The organism is Thiobacillus sp. 65-1402, assembly GCF_001897685.1.
Lineage (GTDB): Bacteria > Pseudomonadota > Gammaproteobacteria > Burkholderiales > Thiobacillaceae > Thiobacillus.
In genome coordinates this window covers 1-15,484 of sequence record NZ_MKUG01000011.1, presented here as the reverse complement: position 1 = coordinate 15,484, position 15,484 = coordinate 1, and the positions used below count along the sequence as shown (strand labels likewise).

At 63.8% G+C, this 15,484-nt stretch carries 18 protein-coding genes; 6 read left to right on the top strand and 12 right to left on the bottom strand.

Features of this window, described 5'->3' with window-relative positions; genetic code table 11:
* The 3 genes from BGO62_RS01050 to BGO62_RS01040 form a co-directional block, all read right to left on the bottom strand.
* Positions 1 to 490 (bottom strand): elongation factor P (locus BGO62_RS01050; protein WP_296638732.1); only part of this gene is annotated, 490 nt, incomplete at its 3' end.
* 42 nt (positions 491 to 532) lie between these two features.
* Positions 533 to 1,687: an elongation factor P maturation arginine rhamnosyltransferase EarP gene (gene earP, locus BGO62_RS01045; protein ID WP_296638727.1), complete on the bottom strand. Its 1,155-nt coding sequence runs from the start codon at positions 1,685 to 1,687 to the stop codon at positions 533 to 535.
* Between the two features lie 54 nt (positions 1,688 to 1,741).
* A complete protein-coding gene (locus tag BGO62_RS01040) occupies positions 1,742 to 2,122 on the bottom strand; it encodes a PsiF family protein (protein WP_296638724.1) in 381 nt (126 codons plus the stop codon).
* Positions 2,123 to 2,311: 189 nt separating this feature from the next.
* Between BGO62_RS01040 and BGO62_RS01035 the strand changes: the two genes are divergently transcribed.
* A complete protein-coding gene (locus BGO62_RS01035) occupies positions 2,312 to 2,518 on the top strand; it encodes a cold-shock protein (protein WP_018078929.1) in 207 nt (68 codons plus the stop codon).
* Positions 2,519 to 2,587: 69 nt separating this feature from the next.
* Here the strand turns inward: BGO62_RS01035 and icd are convergent, their stop codons facing one another.
* Positions 2,588 to 3,829, bottom strand: coding sequence for an NADP-dependent isocitrate dehydrogenase (gene icd, locus BGO62_RS01030; RefSeq protein ID WP_296638716.1), 1,242 nt, complete (start codon positions 3,827 to 3,829; stop codon positions 2,588 to 2,590).
* Between the two features lie 73 nt (positions 3,830 to 3,902).
* Between icd and BGO62_RS01025 the strand changes: the two genes are divergently transcribed.
* The 3 genes from BGO62_RS01025 to mnmA are packed head-to-tail and all read left to right on the top strand — an operon-like array spanning position 3,903 to position 5,960.
* The gene (locus BGO62_RS01025; RefSeq protein WP_296638713.1) at positions 3,903 to 4,445 is read left to right on the top strand and encodes a pseudouridine synthase; all 543 of its coding nucleotides are present in this window, start codon (positions 3,903 to 3,905) and stop codon (positions 4,443 to 4,445) included.
* Positions 4,438 to 4,887 (top strand): NUDIX hydrolase, encoded by a 450-nt coding sequence (locus BGO62_RS01020; RefSeq protein ID WP_296638707.1) that lies wholly within the window; start codon positions 4,438 to 4,440, stop codon positions 4,885 to 4,887. The genes BGO62_RS01025 and BGO62_RS01020 overlap by 8 nt, the downstream gene beginning before the upstream one ends.
* A complete protein-coding gene (gene mnmA, locus BGO62_RS01015) occupies positions 4,884 to 5,960 on the top strand; it encodes a tRNA 2-thiouridine(34) synthase MnmA (protein ID WP_296638705.1) in 1,077 nt (358 codons plus the stop codon). The genes BGO62_RS01020 and mnmA overlap by 4 nt, the downstream gene beginning before the upstream one ends.
* Before the next feature lie 108 nt (positions 5,961 to 6,068).
* Here the strand turns inward: mnmA and BGO62_RS01010 are convergent, their stop codons facing one another.
* On the bottom strand, positions 6,069 to 6,926 hold the full coding sequence (locus BGO62_RS01010) for a delta-class carbonic anhydrase (RefSeq protein WP_296638701.1): 858 nt from the start codon (positions 6,924 to 6,926) through the stop codon (positions 6,069 to 6,071).
* Between the two features lie 220 nt (positions 6,927 to 7,146).
* Between BGO62_RS01010 and BGO62_RS01005 the strand changes: the two genes are divergently transcribed.
* Positions 7,147 to 8,844 carry a glutamine--tRNA ligase/YqeY domain fusion protein gene (locus tag BGO62_RS01005; RefSeq protein ID WP_296638696.1) on the top strand — a complete coding sequence of 566 codons (1,698 nt, stop codon included), beginning with the start codon at positions 7,147 to 7,149 and terminating at the stop codon, positions 8,842 to 8,844.
* 697 nt (positions 8,845 to 9,541) lie between these two features.
* On the top strand, positions 9,542 to 10,117 hold the full coding sequence (locus tag BGO62_RS01000; RefSeq protein ID WP_296638693.1) for an energy transducer TonB: 576 nt from the start codon (positions 9,542 to 9,544) through the stop codon (positions 10,115 to 10,117).
* Positions 10,118 to 10,234: 117 nt separating this feature from the next.
* Here BGO62_RS01000 and BGO62_RS00995 read toward each other — a convergent pair whose 3' ends face one another.
* The 7 genes from BGO62_RS00995 to BGO62_RS00965 form a co-directional block, all read right to left on the bottom strand.
* Positions 10,235 to 10,621 (bottom strand): peptide-methionine (S)-S-oxide reductase, encoded by a 387-nt coding sequence (locus tag BGO62_RS00995; RefSeq protein WP_296638691.1) that lies wholly within the window; start codon positions 10,619 to 10,621, stop codon positions 10,235 to 10,237.
* 19 nt (positions 10,622 to 10,640) lie between these two features.
* On the bottom strand, positions 10,641 to 11,465 hold the full coding sequence (locus BGO62_RS00990; RefSeq protein WP_296638689.1) for a type IV pili methyl-accepting chemotaxis transducer N-terminal domain-containing protein: 825 nt from the start codon (positions 11,463 to 11,465) through the stop codon (positions 10,641 to 10,643).
* A gap of 158 nt (positions 11,466 to 11,623) precedes the next feature.
* Positions 11,624 to 12,157, bottom strand: a complete 534-nt coding sequence (msrA, locus tag BGO62_RS00985) for a peptide-methionine (S)-S-oxide reductase MsrA (protein ID WP_296638685.1) — start codon at positions 12,155 to 12,157, stop codon at positions 11,624 to 11,626.
* A gap of 78 nt (positions 12,158 to 12,235) precedes the next feature.
* Positions 12,236 to 12,844 (bottom strand): glutathione S-transferase N-terminal domain-containing protein, encoded by a 609-nt coding sequence (locus BGO62_RS00980; RefSeq protein WP_296638682.1) that lies wholly within the window; start codon positions 12,842 to 12,844, stop codon positions 12,236 to 12,238.
* Between the two features lie 34 nt (positions 12,845 to 12,878).
* On the bottom strand, positions 12,879 to 13,535 hold the full coding sequence (locus tag BGO62_RS00975) for a uracil-DNA glycosylase family protein (RefSeq protein WP_296638679.1): 657 nt from the start codon (positions 13,533 to 13,535) through the stop codon (positions 12,879 to 12,881).
* Positions 13,498 to 14,922 (bottom strand): threonine synthase, encoded by a 1,425-nt coding sequence (gene thrC / locus BGO62_RS00970; protein ID WP_296638676.1) that lies wholly within the window; start codon positions 14,920 to 14,922, stop codon positions 13,498 to 13,500. The genes BGO62_RS00975 and thrC overlap by 38 nt, the downstream gene beginning before the upstream one ends.
* A gap of 13 nt (positions 14,923 to 14,935) precedes the next feature.
* The coding region (locus BGO62_RS00965) for an ACT domain-containing protein (protein WP_296638673.1) at positions 14,936 to 15,484 on the bottom strand (549 nt) is incomplete at its 5' end.

Sequence of the window (15,484 nt, the reverse complement as noted above, 5' to 3'; positions counted from 1 at the left end):
CGGCCACCGGCAGTTCGAACCCGGTGGGCTTGATGCGTGCCGGCTTCATCACCTTGCCCGAGGTGTCGCCGCGCACGGCGGGCTCGGTGTATTCGACCTCGCGGATGACGGTGGTGGGCATCTCGACCGAGATCGCTTTGCCATCGTAGAACACCACTTCGACCGGCATGCCGTCGTCGAGATAGTTCAGCGCATCGCCGAGGTTCTCGCCTTCGACTTCGTACTGGTTGTACTCGCCGTCCATGAACACATACAGCGGGTCGGCGAAGTAGGAATAGGTGCATTCCTTGCGGTCGAGGTTGACGGTTTCGAACTTGTCGTCGGCGCGGTAGACGCTTTCCATGCCGGAACCGTTGAGGAGGTTCTTCAGTTTCATTTTGACGACGGAGGCGTTGCGGCCCGATTTCGAGAATTCGGCCTTTTGCACCACCATCGGGTCTTTGCCGATCATCACGACGTTGCCGGCGCGGAGTTCCTGTGCGATTTTCATGGATGTGTCTGCTGCGGTAGCTGTTAAATTTTAGAAAACTCGCTATCTTAACTTATTTTCCACAAAGTCAACCAGGGTGTCGGTCAAGCGTCCGGCTGCGGCGAGCCGCCCGGGCCAGCCGTGTGCATGGTGCTCGATCGGGCCCTGCTGCGCCCGCCACGCTGCCCAGCATTGCGCCATACCCGGCGTACCGGGCTGGCCGTTCCAATGCTGCCACATATCCGCCACCGCCCGCGCCGCCGCAGCGTCCAGCCCCGCCGTGTAACGCGCCAGCAGCGCATCCAGCTTGACCCAGTGCGCCGCCCCGGCCTGCGGATAGGCCTGCCAAACCAATGGATGCGCAGCCCACTGGGCCCGCACGCAGGAATCTTCGCCCCGCACAAAATTAAGGCCACACGCCCATAACAGGCAGTCGTACGTGTCCTGATCCAGAAACGGCAAAATGCGCAGCCGCAAGGCACCGCGCCTGTGTTCGTCTCCCGCCCGCAGTGCGGAAACCGACAGCCACGCCGCCAGTTGCGGGATGACCCGGCCTTCAGGCACGAGGCAGGTGACCGGACGCGTGTCGGCCGCCCAGGTGTCGAGCAGGTCAGGAAGCGCAGGGTTTTCGTAAGCGAACAGCGACACCCGCAATTCCTCGGGCTGCGGCGCATCCAGCCCAAGCCGGCGCCAGAACGCGTCCGTCTCGGTGCGCACAAACGCGGCACGCCGTCCGGCCAGATCCGCCTCGGCCAGCAAACCGCCGGTGCCAGCCGTGTAGCCGGGAAAGAAAAAATATTTGGTCAACGGCAAGCGCGGATGCGGCGACGGCAAGCCATGATGTTCCGCCACCCAGGATTCGGCGCTCAGGTATTCGAGATTGATCCAGACCGGCGGCGGCGACTGCAGGCTCATCGCGGTCAGATAGGACTCCGGCAAGGCACAGCCAAACGCCTCGATCACCACCTGCGCCGGCTGGGCGGCGGCAAACGGCATGCGCCACGCGCAGACCGTCACGCCCTCGCTGGCTTGCCGCTCCGCATCCGCCGCGATGGCCGGCCAGATGCGGTGAAACGCATGCAGATCATCGACCCACAGCCGCACTGCCAGACCGTGCTCGCTGGCCAGCCCGCGCGCCAGCCGCCAGGCAATGCCGATGTCTCCATAGTTGTCGACGACGTTGCAGAAGATGTCCCAGGTGGCGCGCATGGCACGCATGCTACCGCATCCTCCAAACGACAGACGGCCCCGCGCAACGAACCTTCGTTCGGCTTACTTGCCGGACAAACAGGACTTCATGAAGGCCTTGCGCGCATCGCCCTTCATTTGCTTGCCGGTGGCCTCGGCGTTGCAATTCTTCATGCGCTGCTGCGGGGTAATCTTTTCGCCGGATTGCGTTGCGCCGGACAAACAGGATTTCATGAAAGCCTTGCGCGCCTCGCCGGCAAGGTTTTGTTTGCCGGCCTCGACATTGCACGATTTCATCCGCATCTGCGGGGCCGTTTCGGCCCACACGCCCGTGGCCAGCATGACGCCAGCCATCAAGCCAATCAAGACGTGTGTTTTCATCGTTCTCCCTCCTTTGGTTGAATGGAAACCACAGTCTAGTCGAGCCCATTGTTTTTTCCCGGCTTTACACTTGTAAAAACTCATGCACGGTAGTAAAAAGCAAAAAGTTTGGTTTCAAGAACCGTGCAGGTTTGGCATTACCACAGGACACCACCGGGTAGCGCGCTTGAACTCAGACCGACGGCTAAAAAAATCACGCCGTCCAGTCATCCGCCAGCGCAATTGTGCTTATCGCGGTTATGTCTTTAGTGTTACGCCAAGGAGGAAGTTTGAATGGCAACAGGTACTGTCAAGTGGTTCAGCGATGCCAAGGGTTTTGGATTCATCACCCCCGATGACGGCGGCGAGGATGTGTTCGCACATTTCTCCGCCATCCAGTCCAATGGCTTCAAAACCCTGAAGGAAGGCCAGAAGGTCAGCTTCGAGGTCAGCCAGGGTCCCAAAGGTAAGCAGGCTTCCAACATCCAGCCGCAAGGTTGAGTTGCTGGATTGAAAAAAACCCCGCTTCGGCGGGGTTTTTTGTTGGGCTGTCCTCTGCCAGGGCAGGCCTTACATCTTCGCGACCATCGCCTCGGCAAAGGCCGAGCACTTCACCTCGGTCGCGCCGTCCATCAGCCGCGCGAAATCGTAGGTCACAGTCTTGGCCTGGATCGCCTTTTCCATGCTCGCGACGATGAGGTCGGCCGCCTCGGTCCAGCCGAGGTGGCGCAGCATCATCTCGGCCGAGAGGATCAGCGAACCCGGGTTGACGTAGTCCTTGCCGGCATACTTGGGCGCGGTGCCGTGGGTCGCCTCGAACATCGCCACCGTGTCCGAGAGGTTCGCCCCCGGCGCGATGCCGATGCCGCCGACTTCCGCCGCCAGCGCGTCGGAGATGTAGTCGCCGTTGAGGTTCAGCGTGGCGATCACGTCGTATTCCTCGGGGCGCAGCAGGATCTGCTGCAGGAAGGCGTCGGCGATCACGTCCTTGATGACGATGCCGTTCGGTAGTTCCATCCACGGACCTTCGCCGATCAGCTTGGCGCCGAACTCGCGCGCGGCGAGTTCGTAGCCCCATTTCTTGAAGCCGCCCTCGGTGAACTTCATGATGTTGCCCTTGTGCACCAGGGTCACCGACTTGCGGCCGTTGTCGATCGCGTACTGGATGGCCTTGCGGATCAGCCGTTCCGAGCCTTCGATCGACACCGGCTTGATGCCGATGGCCGAGCTGGCCGGGAAGCGGATCTTGTTGACGCCCATTTCCTGCTGCAGGAAGGCAATGACCTTCTGCACCGCTTCGGAATTGGCCTCCCACTCGACGCCGGCGTAGATGTCCTCGGTGTTCTCGCGGAAGATCACCATGTCGACCTTTTCCGGCGCCTTCACCGGGCTGGGCACGCCGGTGAAGTAGCGCACCGGACGCAGGCACACGTAAAGGTCGAGCATCTGCCGCAGCGCCACGTTGAGCGAGCGGATGCCGCCCGAGGTCGGGGTGGTGAGCGGGCCCTTGATCGAGATCACGTAGTCCTTCACCGCCGCGACGGTCTCGTCCGGCAGCCACTGGTCGCCGCCGTAGACCTTCACCGCCTTCTCGCCGGCAAACACCTCCATCCAGGCGATCTGCCTGTTGCCGCCATAGGCCTTGGCCACCGCCGCATCGACCACGCGGCACATCGCCGGGGTGATGTCGACGCCGGTGCCGTCGCCTTCGATGAAGGGGATGATGGGGGTGTCGGGCACGTTCAGCGTGTTGTCGGCGTTGACGGTGATTTTCTGGCCCGCGGCGGGAATCTGGATGTGCTGATAAGTCATGGCTGGATAAATTAAAAGGTGGATGCTCGGGTAACGTTAAAATGGGCGTCTTTTACGAAGTTCGTCTTGCAGCGTGGCGCGATTGATCCTGTTCAACAAACCCTACGGCGTGCTGAGCCAGTTCACCCCCGAGGGGCGCTGGCAGGGTCTGCGCGACCATCTTGCCGTGCCCGGCGTGTATGCGGCCGGCCGGCTGGACGCTGACAGCGAAGGCCTGCTGATTTTAACCGATGACGGCGCGACCCAGAGCCGCATCGCCGATCCCCGGCACAAGCTGCCCAAAACCTACTGGGCGCAGGTCGAGGGGGCTCCCGACGATGCCGCGCTGGAGCCGCTGCGCCACGGCGTCGACCTCGGCGACTTCATCACCCGTCCGGCGCAGGTGCGGCTCATCGACGAGCCTGCCGGCCTGTGGCCGCGCAACCCGCCGATCCGCTTTCGCGCCAGCATCCCGACCCGCTGGATTGAACTGACGATCAGCGAAGGCAAGAACCGCCAGGTGCGGCGGATGACCGCGAAGATCGGCTTTCCGACGCTGCGCCTGGTCCGCGCCGCCGTCGGCGAATGGACCCTGGGCGCCCTGCAGCCCGGAGAATGGAAGGAACAGCATGTCTGAAACCTGGTTGCCCCATGTCGTCGCCGCCGCCGTCGTCGAGCGCGACGGCAAATTTCTGCTGGTGGAGGAGCACACCGCCGAAGGCCTGCGCCTCAACCAGCCCGCCGGCCACTGGGAGCGCAACGAAACCCTGCTCGACGCAGTGCGCCGCGAAGCGCTGGAGGAAACCGCGCATCACGTCGAACCGCTTGCATTGCTGGGCTGCTACAGCACCCACTACCCGCGGCGCGACATCACCTACCTGCGCTTCGCCTACGTCTGCAGCGTCACCGGCTTCGACGCCGGGCGCGCGCTCGACCACGGCATCGTGCGCGCTGTATGGCTGACGCCGGAAGAACTCTCTTCCCACCCCACGCCGCACCGCAGTTCGCTGGTGGTGCGCTGCATCGAGGATTACCTCGCAGGGCGGCGCTTTCCGCTCGATTTCGTGAGCCACGCATGAAGACGAAGGTCGTCGTCGGCCTGTCGGGCGGGGTCGATTCCGCCGTCGCCGCCTATCTGCTGAAGCAGCAGGGCTACGACGTGCTCGGCGTTTTCATGAAGAACTGGGACGACGACGACAATACCGAACAGTGCACCGCGCGCCAGGATTTCCTCGACGTGCTGGCGGTCGCCGACGTGCTCGGTATCGAGGTCGAGGCGGTCAACTTCGCCGCCGAATACAAGGAGCGCGTGTTCAGCTATTTCCTCGCCGAGTACCAGGCCGGGCGCACCCCCAACCCGGACGTGCTGTGCAACGCCGAGATCAAGTTCAAGGCCTTCCTCGACGACGCCATCGCGCGCGGCGCCGAATTCATCGCCACCGGGCACTATGTCGGAAAGGGCGCGGACGATGCGGACCGCGCCACCCTGCTGCGCGCGCAGGACGCCAACAAGGACCAGAGCTACTTCCTCTACCGCCTGAGCCAGGCCCAGCTCGCCCTCGCCCTGTTCCCGCTGGCGCAGCTGCCGAAGCCCGAGGTGCGCAGGATCGCCGCCCGAATCGGCCTGCCCAATGCGCAGAAGAAGGACTCGACCGGCATCTGCTTCATCGGTGAACGCAACTTCCGCGAATTCCTCGAACGCTACCTGCCGCGTGATCCCGGCGAGATGCAAACTCCCGACGGCCGCGTGGTCGGCCGTCATCAGGGCCTGATGTATTACACACTGGGGCAGCGCCAGGGGCTCGGCATCGGCGGACAAAAGGACGGCAGCGCCGAACCGTGGTTCGTCGCCGCCAAGGACATGGCCAGCAACACGCTGATCGTGGTGCAGGGCCACGACCATCCCCTGCTGCTGCGCTCGACGCTGGCCGCCGGCCAGCTCAACTGGATCGCCGGTGTCGCGCCCGACCCGGACAGACCCTACACGGCAAAGACCCGCTACCGCCAGACTGACGCCGCCTGCCGCGTCACGAAGCTCGACGCCGACGCGCTCGAACTCGTCTTCGACACGCCGCAGTGGGCGGTCACGCCGGGCCAGTCGGTCGTGCTGTACGACGGCGAGGTCTGCCTGGGGGGCGGCATCATTTCCTGAAGCGACTCCGCGCCGGGTCAAAAAACAACCGGCCATGCCGAGGAATCGGGATGGCCGGTCGATTGAAGGTGCCTGTCTGCATATCTCGATGCAAAGCAGGATCAGCGATTACTTGATCGTGGACAGCAGCCTGGGATTGGTCACCAGTTTGCGCACGCCATGGGCATGGTCCTCGCCGAACGCATTCTGCTCGCACCACTTGCCGACACTGCTGATGTCCACCTTGGCACAGTTCGGGCGCACGCTCCAGGTCACCTGCAGCGGCGAGCAGGTCTGATCACTGTACTTGGGACCGGTGGTGGATCCGAGGAACGTGACCGGCTTGCCGGTATTCGACGGAATCGCGTTCGCCTGATGGTAGCCCTTGACCGTGCGGCCCTTGTAGTCGAGGCTCATGAAGTCCAGGGCCTTCGGATCATTCACCAACGTGAACACCTGGGTTTCGACGCGGAGCGCCGGGTTAGCGCAGGACGCGGACAGACACGAACCCAAGCCGTTGCCGGGTTTGACATCGCAAGACGAATGCACCCAATGCACTTCGATGGTGTCGCCCGGCTTGAGCTCGCCATGCTCACCCTTGCAGATCGGTTTTGCGGTCGGCGCAAGCTCGGACGCGGTCAAGCGCTTGCTGATATTGCACTGATAGCCACTTTCATAGCCATGGCCGTCCCCTTCACCCGCATAAAGGGAAAATGCCCTGCCCTTGTGTTCGGCATTCTTGTGCAAATGGATATTGCAGAGATTCATCTGCTTGTAGTCCGGTGCCATCGTGAAAACACGCTTGTTCTCGCCCTTGCGAACATCAATGTCACGCGGTGTTTGCGGACCGAAACCTTCGCATATCTCACCACCCTTGGCCTCTGCGTGTAGCCCCTCGGCTGCCCCGGTGCCGGATATGGCCAACCCCGAAACCAACCCGATACACGCAGCCAGCACCCTGGTTTTCGAACCCCTGATCAGATTCATGATTCATTTCCCTCTGTTGTCAAATGCCGATGAACGACAGCAGATTACCCGCGAATCTCGAGAAATTTCACATGGCGCACATAATTTTCACGATATGGAAAAACGAGGACATCAAACGCAAGGCACCCATGATCCACCCCGTTCCGGCCCGGCAATTGCCTTGCCCGCCGCTAAATGGCTATGATTCCGGACCCGTCATCCCGGCTGCAAAGCGCTTCACATGAACCCCACCCCCTCGTCCGCACCCGCGACCAACTTCATCCGCAACCTCATCGACGAGCACAATGCCGCCGGAAAATGGGGCGGCCGCGTCGAGACGCGCTTCCCGCCCGAGCCGAACGGCTACCTGCACCTCGGCCACGCCAAGTCGATTTTTCTGAACTTCGGGCTTGCGCGCGACTACGGCGGCGTCTGCCACCTGCGCTTCGACGACACCAATCCGGAAAAGGAAGAACAGGAATACGTCGACTCCATCGTCGAGTCGGTAAAATGGCTGGGCTTCGACTGGGGCACGCACCTGTACTACGCGTCGAACTACTTCGACACCATGTACGCCTGCGCCGAGCACCTGATCACGGCCGGCCACGCCTACGTCGATTCGCTCAGCGCCGACGAAATGCGCGCCTACCGCGGCACGCTCACTGAAAAAGGCAAGGACAGCCCCTATCGGAACCGTTCGGCCGAGGAGAACCTTGACCTCTTCCGCAAGATGCGCGCCGGCGAATTCGCCGACGGCGCGCACGTGCTGCGGGCGAAGATCGACATGGCCTCGCCCAACATCAACCTGCGCGACCCGGCGATCTACCGCATCAAGCGCGCCACCCACCACAACACCGGCGACACCTGGTGCATCTACCCGATGTACACCTACGCCCACCCGATCGAGGACGCGATCGAACGCATCACCCACTCGATCTGCACCCTCGAATTCGAGGACCAGCGTCCGTTCTACGACTGGCTCCTGGACAAGCTCGCCGACGGCGGTTTCTTCACCCGCCCGCTGCCGCAGCAGATCGAGTTCGCGCGGCTGAACCTCACCTACGTCGTGCTCTCCAAGCGCAAGCTGATCCAGCTGGTCGACGACAAGCACGTTTCCGGCTGGGACGACCCGCGCCTGCCCACCCTCGTCGGTGCACGCCGCCGCGGCTACACCGCCGAAGGCTTCCGCCGCTTCACCGACCAGATCGGCGTGTCGAAGTCCGACGGCTGGATCGACTACAGCGTGTTCGAGGCCTGCCAGCGCGACGTGCTGAATGATTCCGCGCTGCGCCGCATTGCCGTGCTCGACCCGGTGAAACTGATCATCGACAACTACCCCGAAGGCCAGTCTGAGGACTGCTTCGCACCCAATCACCCGCAACAGCCGGAACTGGGCAAGCGCGCGATTCCGTTCTCACGCGAACTGTGGATCGAGCGCGAGGACTTCGAGGAAACGCCGCCCAAGGGCTACTTCCGCTTGTTCCCCGGCAATTCGGTGCGCCTGCGCTACGGCTACGTCGTCAAATGCACCGGCTTTGACCGCGACGCCGACGGCCGCATCACCGCCGTGCACTGCGACTACCTGCCCGACACCAAGTCCGGCACCCCCGGCGCCGACTCGGTCAAGGTCAAGGGCAACATCCACTGGGTCAGCGCCGCCCACGCCTATGAATGTGAAGTGCGCCTCTACGACCGCCTGTTCAAGACCGCGCAACCTGGTGCCGAAACCGGCAACTTCCTCGACGATCTCAACGCCGATTCGGTGAAGGTGATCCGCGCACAACTGGAACCCAGCCTCCGCGACGCCGCACCCGAAGCTTCGTTCCAGTTCGAGCGGCACGGCTACTTTGTCGCGGATCGCGTCGACACGAAAGCGGGTGCGCCGGTGTTCAACCGGACGGTGACGTTGAAGGATTCGTGGGTGAAGGCAGGCAGTTAACCCGTCAGTAGCAGTCCAACCACTTGCGTCAAACGGCAGCTTCTCGGCCATTGCTGCCGTTCAAGCCGCGGTCAACAAACGGCGGCTATTGGCCACAAACCGGTCGTAAATAGCGACCGGTTTGTTTGTCTACACAGGGTCCTGAGCAGACCGACTTGGCGACCGGCGCCAACGACAGCCCAGGTCGATAGGCGGACCACCAAGGATAGAGTCAGTCCGCAAAGCAACATTTGCCTTCCACATTTCCATAGTGGCGCAAGGTAATGCGATAAGAACCCCGCCGAAGGGCAGTAAGAAGAATCCATTAGCGCCTCCAAGCCCTTGAGGGACAATTCAGGCTCCCCACTCTCTTCTTTTTCATCCTTGGCACGCCGGGATGGAATTCCCCCTCACTCCCATGCCCATCGTCAGGTTCCGCTTGCTCTTGGCTCTCGCGCTGTCGCTGGGCGTTCACGCAAGCCTGCTGGCGCTCGGGAAAATCCAGACGCCGCGTCCGCTAGCAGCCCCGGAGCCCCTGCAGCTGGTGATCGCACCAGTGCAGGAACCGCCCCCCCGCGTCGCGCCCCCGCCCGCGGAGCCTCAGGCGCATGCCGCGCGACCACGCCCCGCCATCCCGACGCCCCCCGTCGCTGCGGAACCGGAACGCACGCCCCTCCCGGATTCCGCCCCGCCAGCGCCGGGAAAGACGCCGGCCACGATGGCCGCGCCGCCCGCGCCGACGGCTGAGGAATGGCAGCTCGCCGCCACCTACACGCTCAAAAACAGCAAGCGCTACCGCTACAACTGGGGCCAGCAGGTGCGCAGCATGATGGGGACGGCGGTGGCTGGCGAACGCCAGGGCCTGGTGCGTTTCCGCGTCAAGATCGCGCCCGACGGTACGCTCGCGAAGGCGGACGTGCTGTGGTCGACCTCGAACGTGGTCGAGAAGCTGGCCCTGCAGGCGATCCGCGCGATGCCGCCGCTGCCGCCCACGCCGACGGGCAAGCCGCTGGTGTTCGAGAAGACCATCGCCTTCCTGCCCTTCGAAACCGGCTGGCCGCCGATCTACAAGTACGACTGCCTGCCGGATCCGCCGTCGTTCCGCAACCGGTTCGCATGGAGCGGTGCTTCACCCCAGCGCACTGCGCATGCAGATCGCGAAGATGCGGCGCCAGCGGACGGCGCCGCCGCCGAGTGCCCAGACCCCGGGCCAGACTCGATCGAGGCCGAAGAAAAGGACATGGAGCGCCAGTTCAAGGAATGGGGCGCGGCGCGATTGAACGGGGCGGATTGAATGAAGCCGATTGAGTTTTCCGGGGTGGCGGCCTCGGCACCAGGCAGGCACTGAACAAGTCTTTCGACAGGATCGGGACGAACGGCAAATAGCGTTCCCCGGCCCAGGGCTGATGTCTCACAAGCCCGCGCCGGATCGGCTTGCTTGAACCGCCCCGCGAACTTCGCCTCGGCCTTCGCCACCTTCGGCGCAACCGCGAACTGGCAATACGGCTGATGCGGGTTCTGCCCGTAGTAGCGCTGGCGGTAGTCTCGGCGGGGTGGAAGGTCGTCGCCTCGGTGACTTCGGTGACGATGGGCGCGCCGAACTGCTTTGACGCGTCAACTCGGCGATCACCGCTTCGGCTTCGGCCTTCTGCTCGGGCGGGTGCCAGAAGATCGCCGAGCGGTATTGCGTGCCGACGTCGTTGCCCTGGCGCTTGAGCTGGGCGGGGTCGTGGAGGGCGACGAAGACGTCGAGCAGGTCGCGGTGCGGGATCACGCCCGGGCCGAAGCAGGTCTGCACGGCTTCGGCGTGAGCGAATCTAGTGCTGCGCGCTCGGTGCCTGTTCTACGAGCTGCGCCACGAGATCCTCCGTGGCCGCGAGTACTTGCTCGCTCAGTTCGGCCACCCGCGGCGCATCCCGGCGCATCTTCCCGGGTTCTCGGTTCGCGAACAGCGCTTCCTGGTACGGCCCCCATGCATTCCACACGCGCCCCACGCTTGCCTTGACCTGTGGCGATGCGAGGAGCGAATTTTCAATTTGCTTGAGTACGGCGGTGAAATGCGCACGGCTCAGATGCAGTTCCATATCAGCCGCAGCGTCGTAGAGTTCCCACGTACGATAGAAATAGAATTTGGCCATGCGCTGCGACAGCATGCGCTGGCGTCCCGCGATACCGATCAGATGATCGAGTGGCGCGAGGGTGACGCCCTCATAGGCCAGCGTCACACTATGCGCTGTCTTCTGCAGCTCCTCGTTGACATCATAAAGCGCTACGGCACCCGCCTTGCTCGGCGATGAAGCCAGGATGGGCCGGCATTTGTTCCATGCACCTTCCAGGCTGACAAGCGCACTCCGCACCCCGGGCGTCGGTTGAAACGCTTTCAGCGCCGCCAGCTGCGATTCAAACTGTTCGATCGATTCTTGCAGGATGGCCCGCGCGTCATCGGCCGCGATCCCCTGCCCCGCCATGAGATACGCCTTCACGATGCGCTGCGACAGCATGCGCTGACGCCCGGCCAGATTCACGGCGGCTGCGGTACCGAGGCTTGCCGCCGCCGGGGACACCGCCGCATGCACAAGCGATGGCGATGCCATGAAGGCCAGACCGGCCAGAAGCAGTATGCAGAAACGGCGTCTGTCCATCACAAAATCTCCTGGCGGTTGACTGAAAGAATGGCTGGAAATGGCCTTTTCACCCTGGCCCATCGTGCCCGGCCTGCAAGGTGCCGTGTCGAAATCGAACCCAATGCCCGGGGGCTTGCCAACAACGCCCTCAGGCCGCGCGATGAATAATTCGCAAATCACTTCAGGCGGTCGCCGAATTTCCCCTCCGCCTTCGCCACCTTCGGCGCCACGACGAACTGGCAATACGGCTGATGCGGGTTCTGTTCAAAGTAGCGCTGGTGGTAGTCCTCGGCAGGATGGAAAGTCGTCGCCTCGGTGACTTCGGTGACGATGGGCGCGCCGAACTGCGTTGATGCATTCAGCCCTGCGATCGCCGCTTCCGCCTCGGCCTTCTGCTCCGGCGTGTGCCAGAAGATCGCCGAGCGGTACTGGGTGCCGACGTCGTTGCCCTGGCGGTTGAGCTGGGTGGGGTCGTGAATCGTGAAGAAGACGTCGAGGAGGTCACGGTACGCAATCACGTCGGGATCGAAGGTGATCTGCACGACTTCGGCGTGGCCGGTGTCGCCGTTGCAGATGGCTTCGTAGGTGGGCTTGGACGTGTGGCCGCCCATGTAGCCGGAGACGGCGGATTCGACGCCGCGCAGGCGATTGAAGACGGTCTCGAGACACCAGAAGCAGCCGCCGGCGAGGGTTGCGGTTTCATGCGACATGATATGGCTCCATCGTTGAGCGACTCAGAACTTCCCTCTCCCGCCCCCTCTCCCGCATGCGGGAGAGGGGAATCCCGTTCACACGACCGGTACGGTTTCCTTGAACGAGGCGCGCGTCATCAGCTTGTCATAGAGCTTCGCCAGGTTGGGGTGCGCGCCGCGCCAGTCGATTTCGGGAAAGCGCAGGCCCAGATAGCCGAGCGTGCAGCCGCAGGCGACGTCGGCCAGCGTCATGCTGTTGCCGAGGTACCAGGGCTTTTCGCCGAGCGCTTCGGACAGGGCTTCGAGGCCGCGGAACAGGGTCTTTTCCTGCAGCACCAGCCAGTCGCCGCTCTGCTGGCCGGGCGCGCGCTTTTTCTCCAGATACACCGCCACCGCGGCGTCGGTGACGCCATCGGCCAGCGCCTCGACGCCGCGCACCATCATGCGGCTCTTCGGCTCACCGGGGATCAGGTGCGCAACCGGGCTGACATGGTCGAGGTACTCGACGATGACGCGCGAATCGAACACGGACACGCCGTCTTCCAGCACCAGCACCGGCACCTTGCCGAGCGGATTGAGGCGGGGCACCGGGCTGTCGGGCAGCCAGGGATTTTCGACCTGGAGCTGGAAGGGGATTTTCTTTTCCGCCAGCACCACACGGACTTTGCGGCCGTAAGGGCTGGTGAGCGAGGTGACGAGTTTCATGCGGGTTCCCTGAGTACAGCTTTGTTAGGTTTGGTTATAGAGCAGCGCCGCCATTATCGCTCGTCGAAAGCAGCGCTCCAACCCGTTCGCGCAGGGCCGGCAACACATCGGTTTCGAACCAGAGGTTGCGCTTCAGCCACAGTCGGTTGCGCGGGCTGGGGTGCGGCAGCGGAAAGAAATCCGGGGAGAAATCGCGCCATGCATGCACCGTGTCGGCCAGCGTGCGGCCGCGGCGGCGGCCCAGGTAATACGCCTGCGCGTAGGCGCCGATCAACAGCGTCAGCCGGATCTGCGGCATGGCCTGGATCAACTGCGGATGCCACAGCGGCGCGCATTCCGGGCGCGGCGGCAGGTCGCCGCCTTTCACCGTGCCGGGGTAGCACAGGCCGGTGGGGACGATGGCGATGCGCGCCGTGTCGTAGAACTGCTCGCGCGTCATGCCCAGCCACTGCCGCAGCAAATCGCCGGAAGGATCGTTCCATGGAATGCCGCTCTCGTGCACGCGCCGCCCCGGTGCCTGGCCGACGATCAGCAGGCGCGCAGTGGGAGAAACGCGCAGCACGGGACGCGGGGGATGCGGCAGGCTTGCGGCGCAGACGGTGCACGCCTGCACCTTCTCCACCAGCCTGCCGAGGTCTTCTGGCTGGCCGGGCTCAGCCGGCGTGGTCGGCGATGAATTGCTTGACCGCATCGACGTCGGCGTCGAGCACGTGCTTTTTCTGCGGCTGCGCCTCCAGGCCGGCCAGTTCGGCCGGACGCAAAGGCTCGATGCCGAGCGCTTCGCGGATCGCATCCTCGAACTTGGCGGGCTGCGCGGTTTCCATGCAGATCAGCGGCACGCCCGGTTCGCGGTGCTCCAGTCCGACTTTCAGTCCGTCGGCGGTGTGCGGGTCGATCATGGTGCCGTAGACCTCGTACACGGTGCGGATGGTGTCGATGCGGTTGGCGTGGCTGCTCGACCCCGACACCATGCCGAAGTCGGCCACCTTGGCGAAGAGGCCGTCGGCATTGAGGTCGAAGCTGCCGCCCGATTCGACCGCGCTCCACAGACTGCGGATTTTCGCGGCGTCGCGCCCGGCGAGCTCGAACACGAAGCGCTCGAAGTTGGACGCCTTGGAAATGTCCATCGACGGGCTGGAGGTGTGCCTGGTTTCCGGGCGCGGCCGGTAGACGCCGGTGCGGAAGAACTCGTCGAGCACGTCGTTTTCGTTGGTGGCGACGATCAGCTTCCTGATCGGCAGGCCCATCTGGCGCGCGATGTGGCCGGCGCAGACGTTGCCGAAGTTGCCCGAGGGCACCGAGAACGACACGCTCTGGTCGTTGCTGCGCGTGGCCGCGAAGTAGGCCTTGAAATAGTACACGCTCTGTGCCGCGACGCGCGCCCAGTTGATCGAGTTGACCGCGCCGATGTGGTGGCGGGTCTTGAATTCGAGATCGTTCGATACGGCCTTGACGATGTCCTGGCACTGGTCGAACACGCCGCGAATGACCAGATTGTGGATGTTGGCGTCCTGCAAGGCATACATCTGCGCCTGCTGGAAACGCGTCATGCCGTGCTCAGGCGACAGCATGAAGACGCGAATGCCGCGCTTGCCGCGCATCGCGTATTCGGCGGCCGAACCGGTGTCACCCGACGTTGCGCCGAGGATGTTGAGTTCACCATGGGTCTTGTCGAGCACGTACTCGAACAGGTTGCCCAAGAGCTGCATCGCCATGTCCTTGAACGCCAGCGTCGGGCCGTTCGACAGCGCCAGCACGTGCAGGCCGGGTTCCAGCGTCTTCAGCGGGGTGATGTCCTCGGCGTTCTCGCCCGGGTTGGCGTAGCGATAGACGTCGGCGGTGTAGGTCTTGTCGATCAGCCGGCGCAGGTCGTCGTGCGCGATGTCGTCGATCAGGCGCGACAGTACGGCGAAGGCCAGTTCGCGGTAATCCATCCCGCGCATCGCCGTAAGTTCGGCGTCGCTAAAGCGCGGGTAGGACTCCGGCACATAGAGGCCGCCGTCGCTGGCGAGCCCGCCGAGCAGGATTTCGGAGAAACGTAATTGCGGCGCAAGGCCGCGCGTGCTGAGGTAGTTCATTGCTTGACCCTGATTACCTGGCCGCCAGTTCTTCGAGACGGATGCGCATCACCTGCCCCGCCACGGCGTCGAGCGCCTCGATCTTGGCGATCGCGGCATTGATGTTTTTTTCCACCGTGATGTGGGTCAGCAGGATGATGTTGACCTGCTCCTCGCCCTCGGCCGGTTCCTTCTGCACCATGGCGTCGATCGAGATGTCGCTGTCGGCCAGGATGCGGGTGATGTCGGCCAGCACGCCGGGGCGGTCGAACGCGCGCAGGCGCAGGTAGTAGGCGGTGCGCACTTCGTCCATCGGCAGGATCGGCGTGTCCGCCAGCTGGTCGGGCTGGAACGCCAGATGCGGCACGCGGTGGTGCGGGTCGGCGGTATGCAGGCGGGTGACGTCGATCAGATCGGCGACCACGGAAGAGGCGGTCGGCTCGGCGCCGGCGCCGGCGCCGTAATACAGCGTCGGGCCGACGGCGTCGCCCTTCACCAGCACGGCGTTCATCGCGCCGTCGACGTTGGCGATGAGGCGGCGCTCGGGGATCAGCGTCGGATGCACGCGCAACTCGATGCCGGC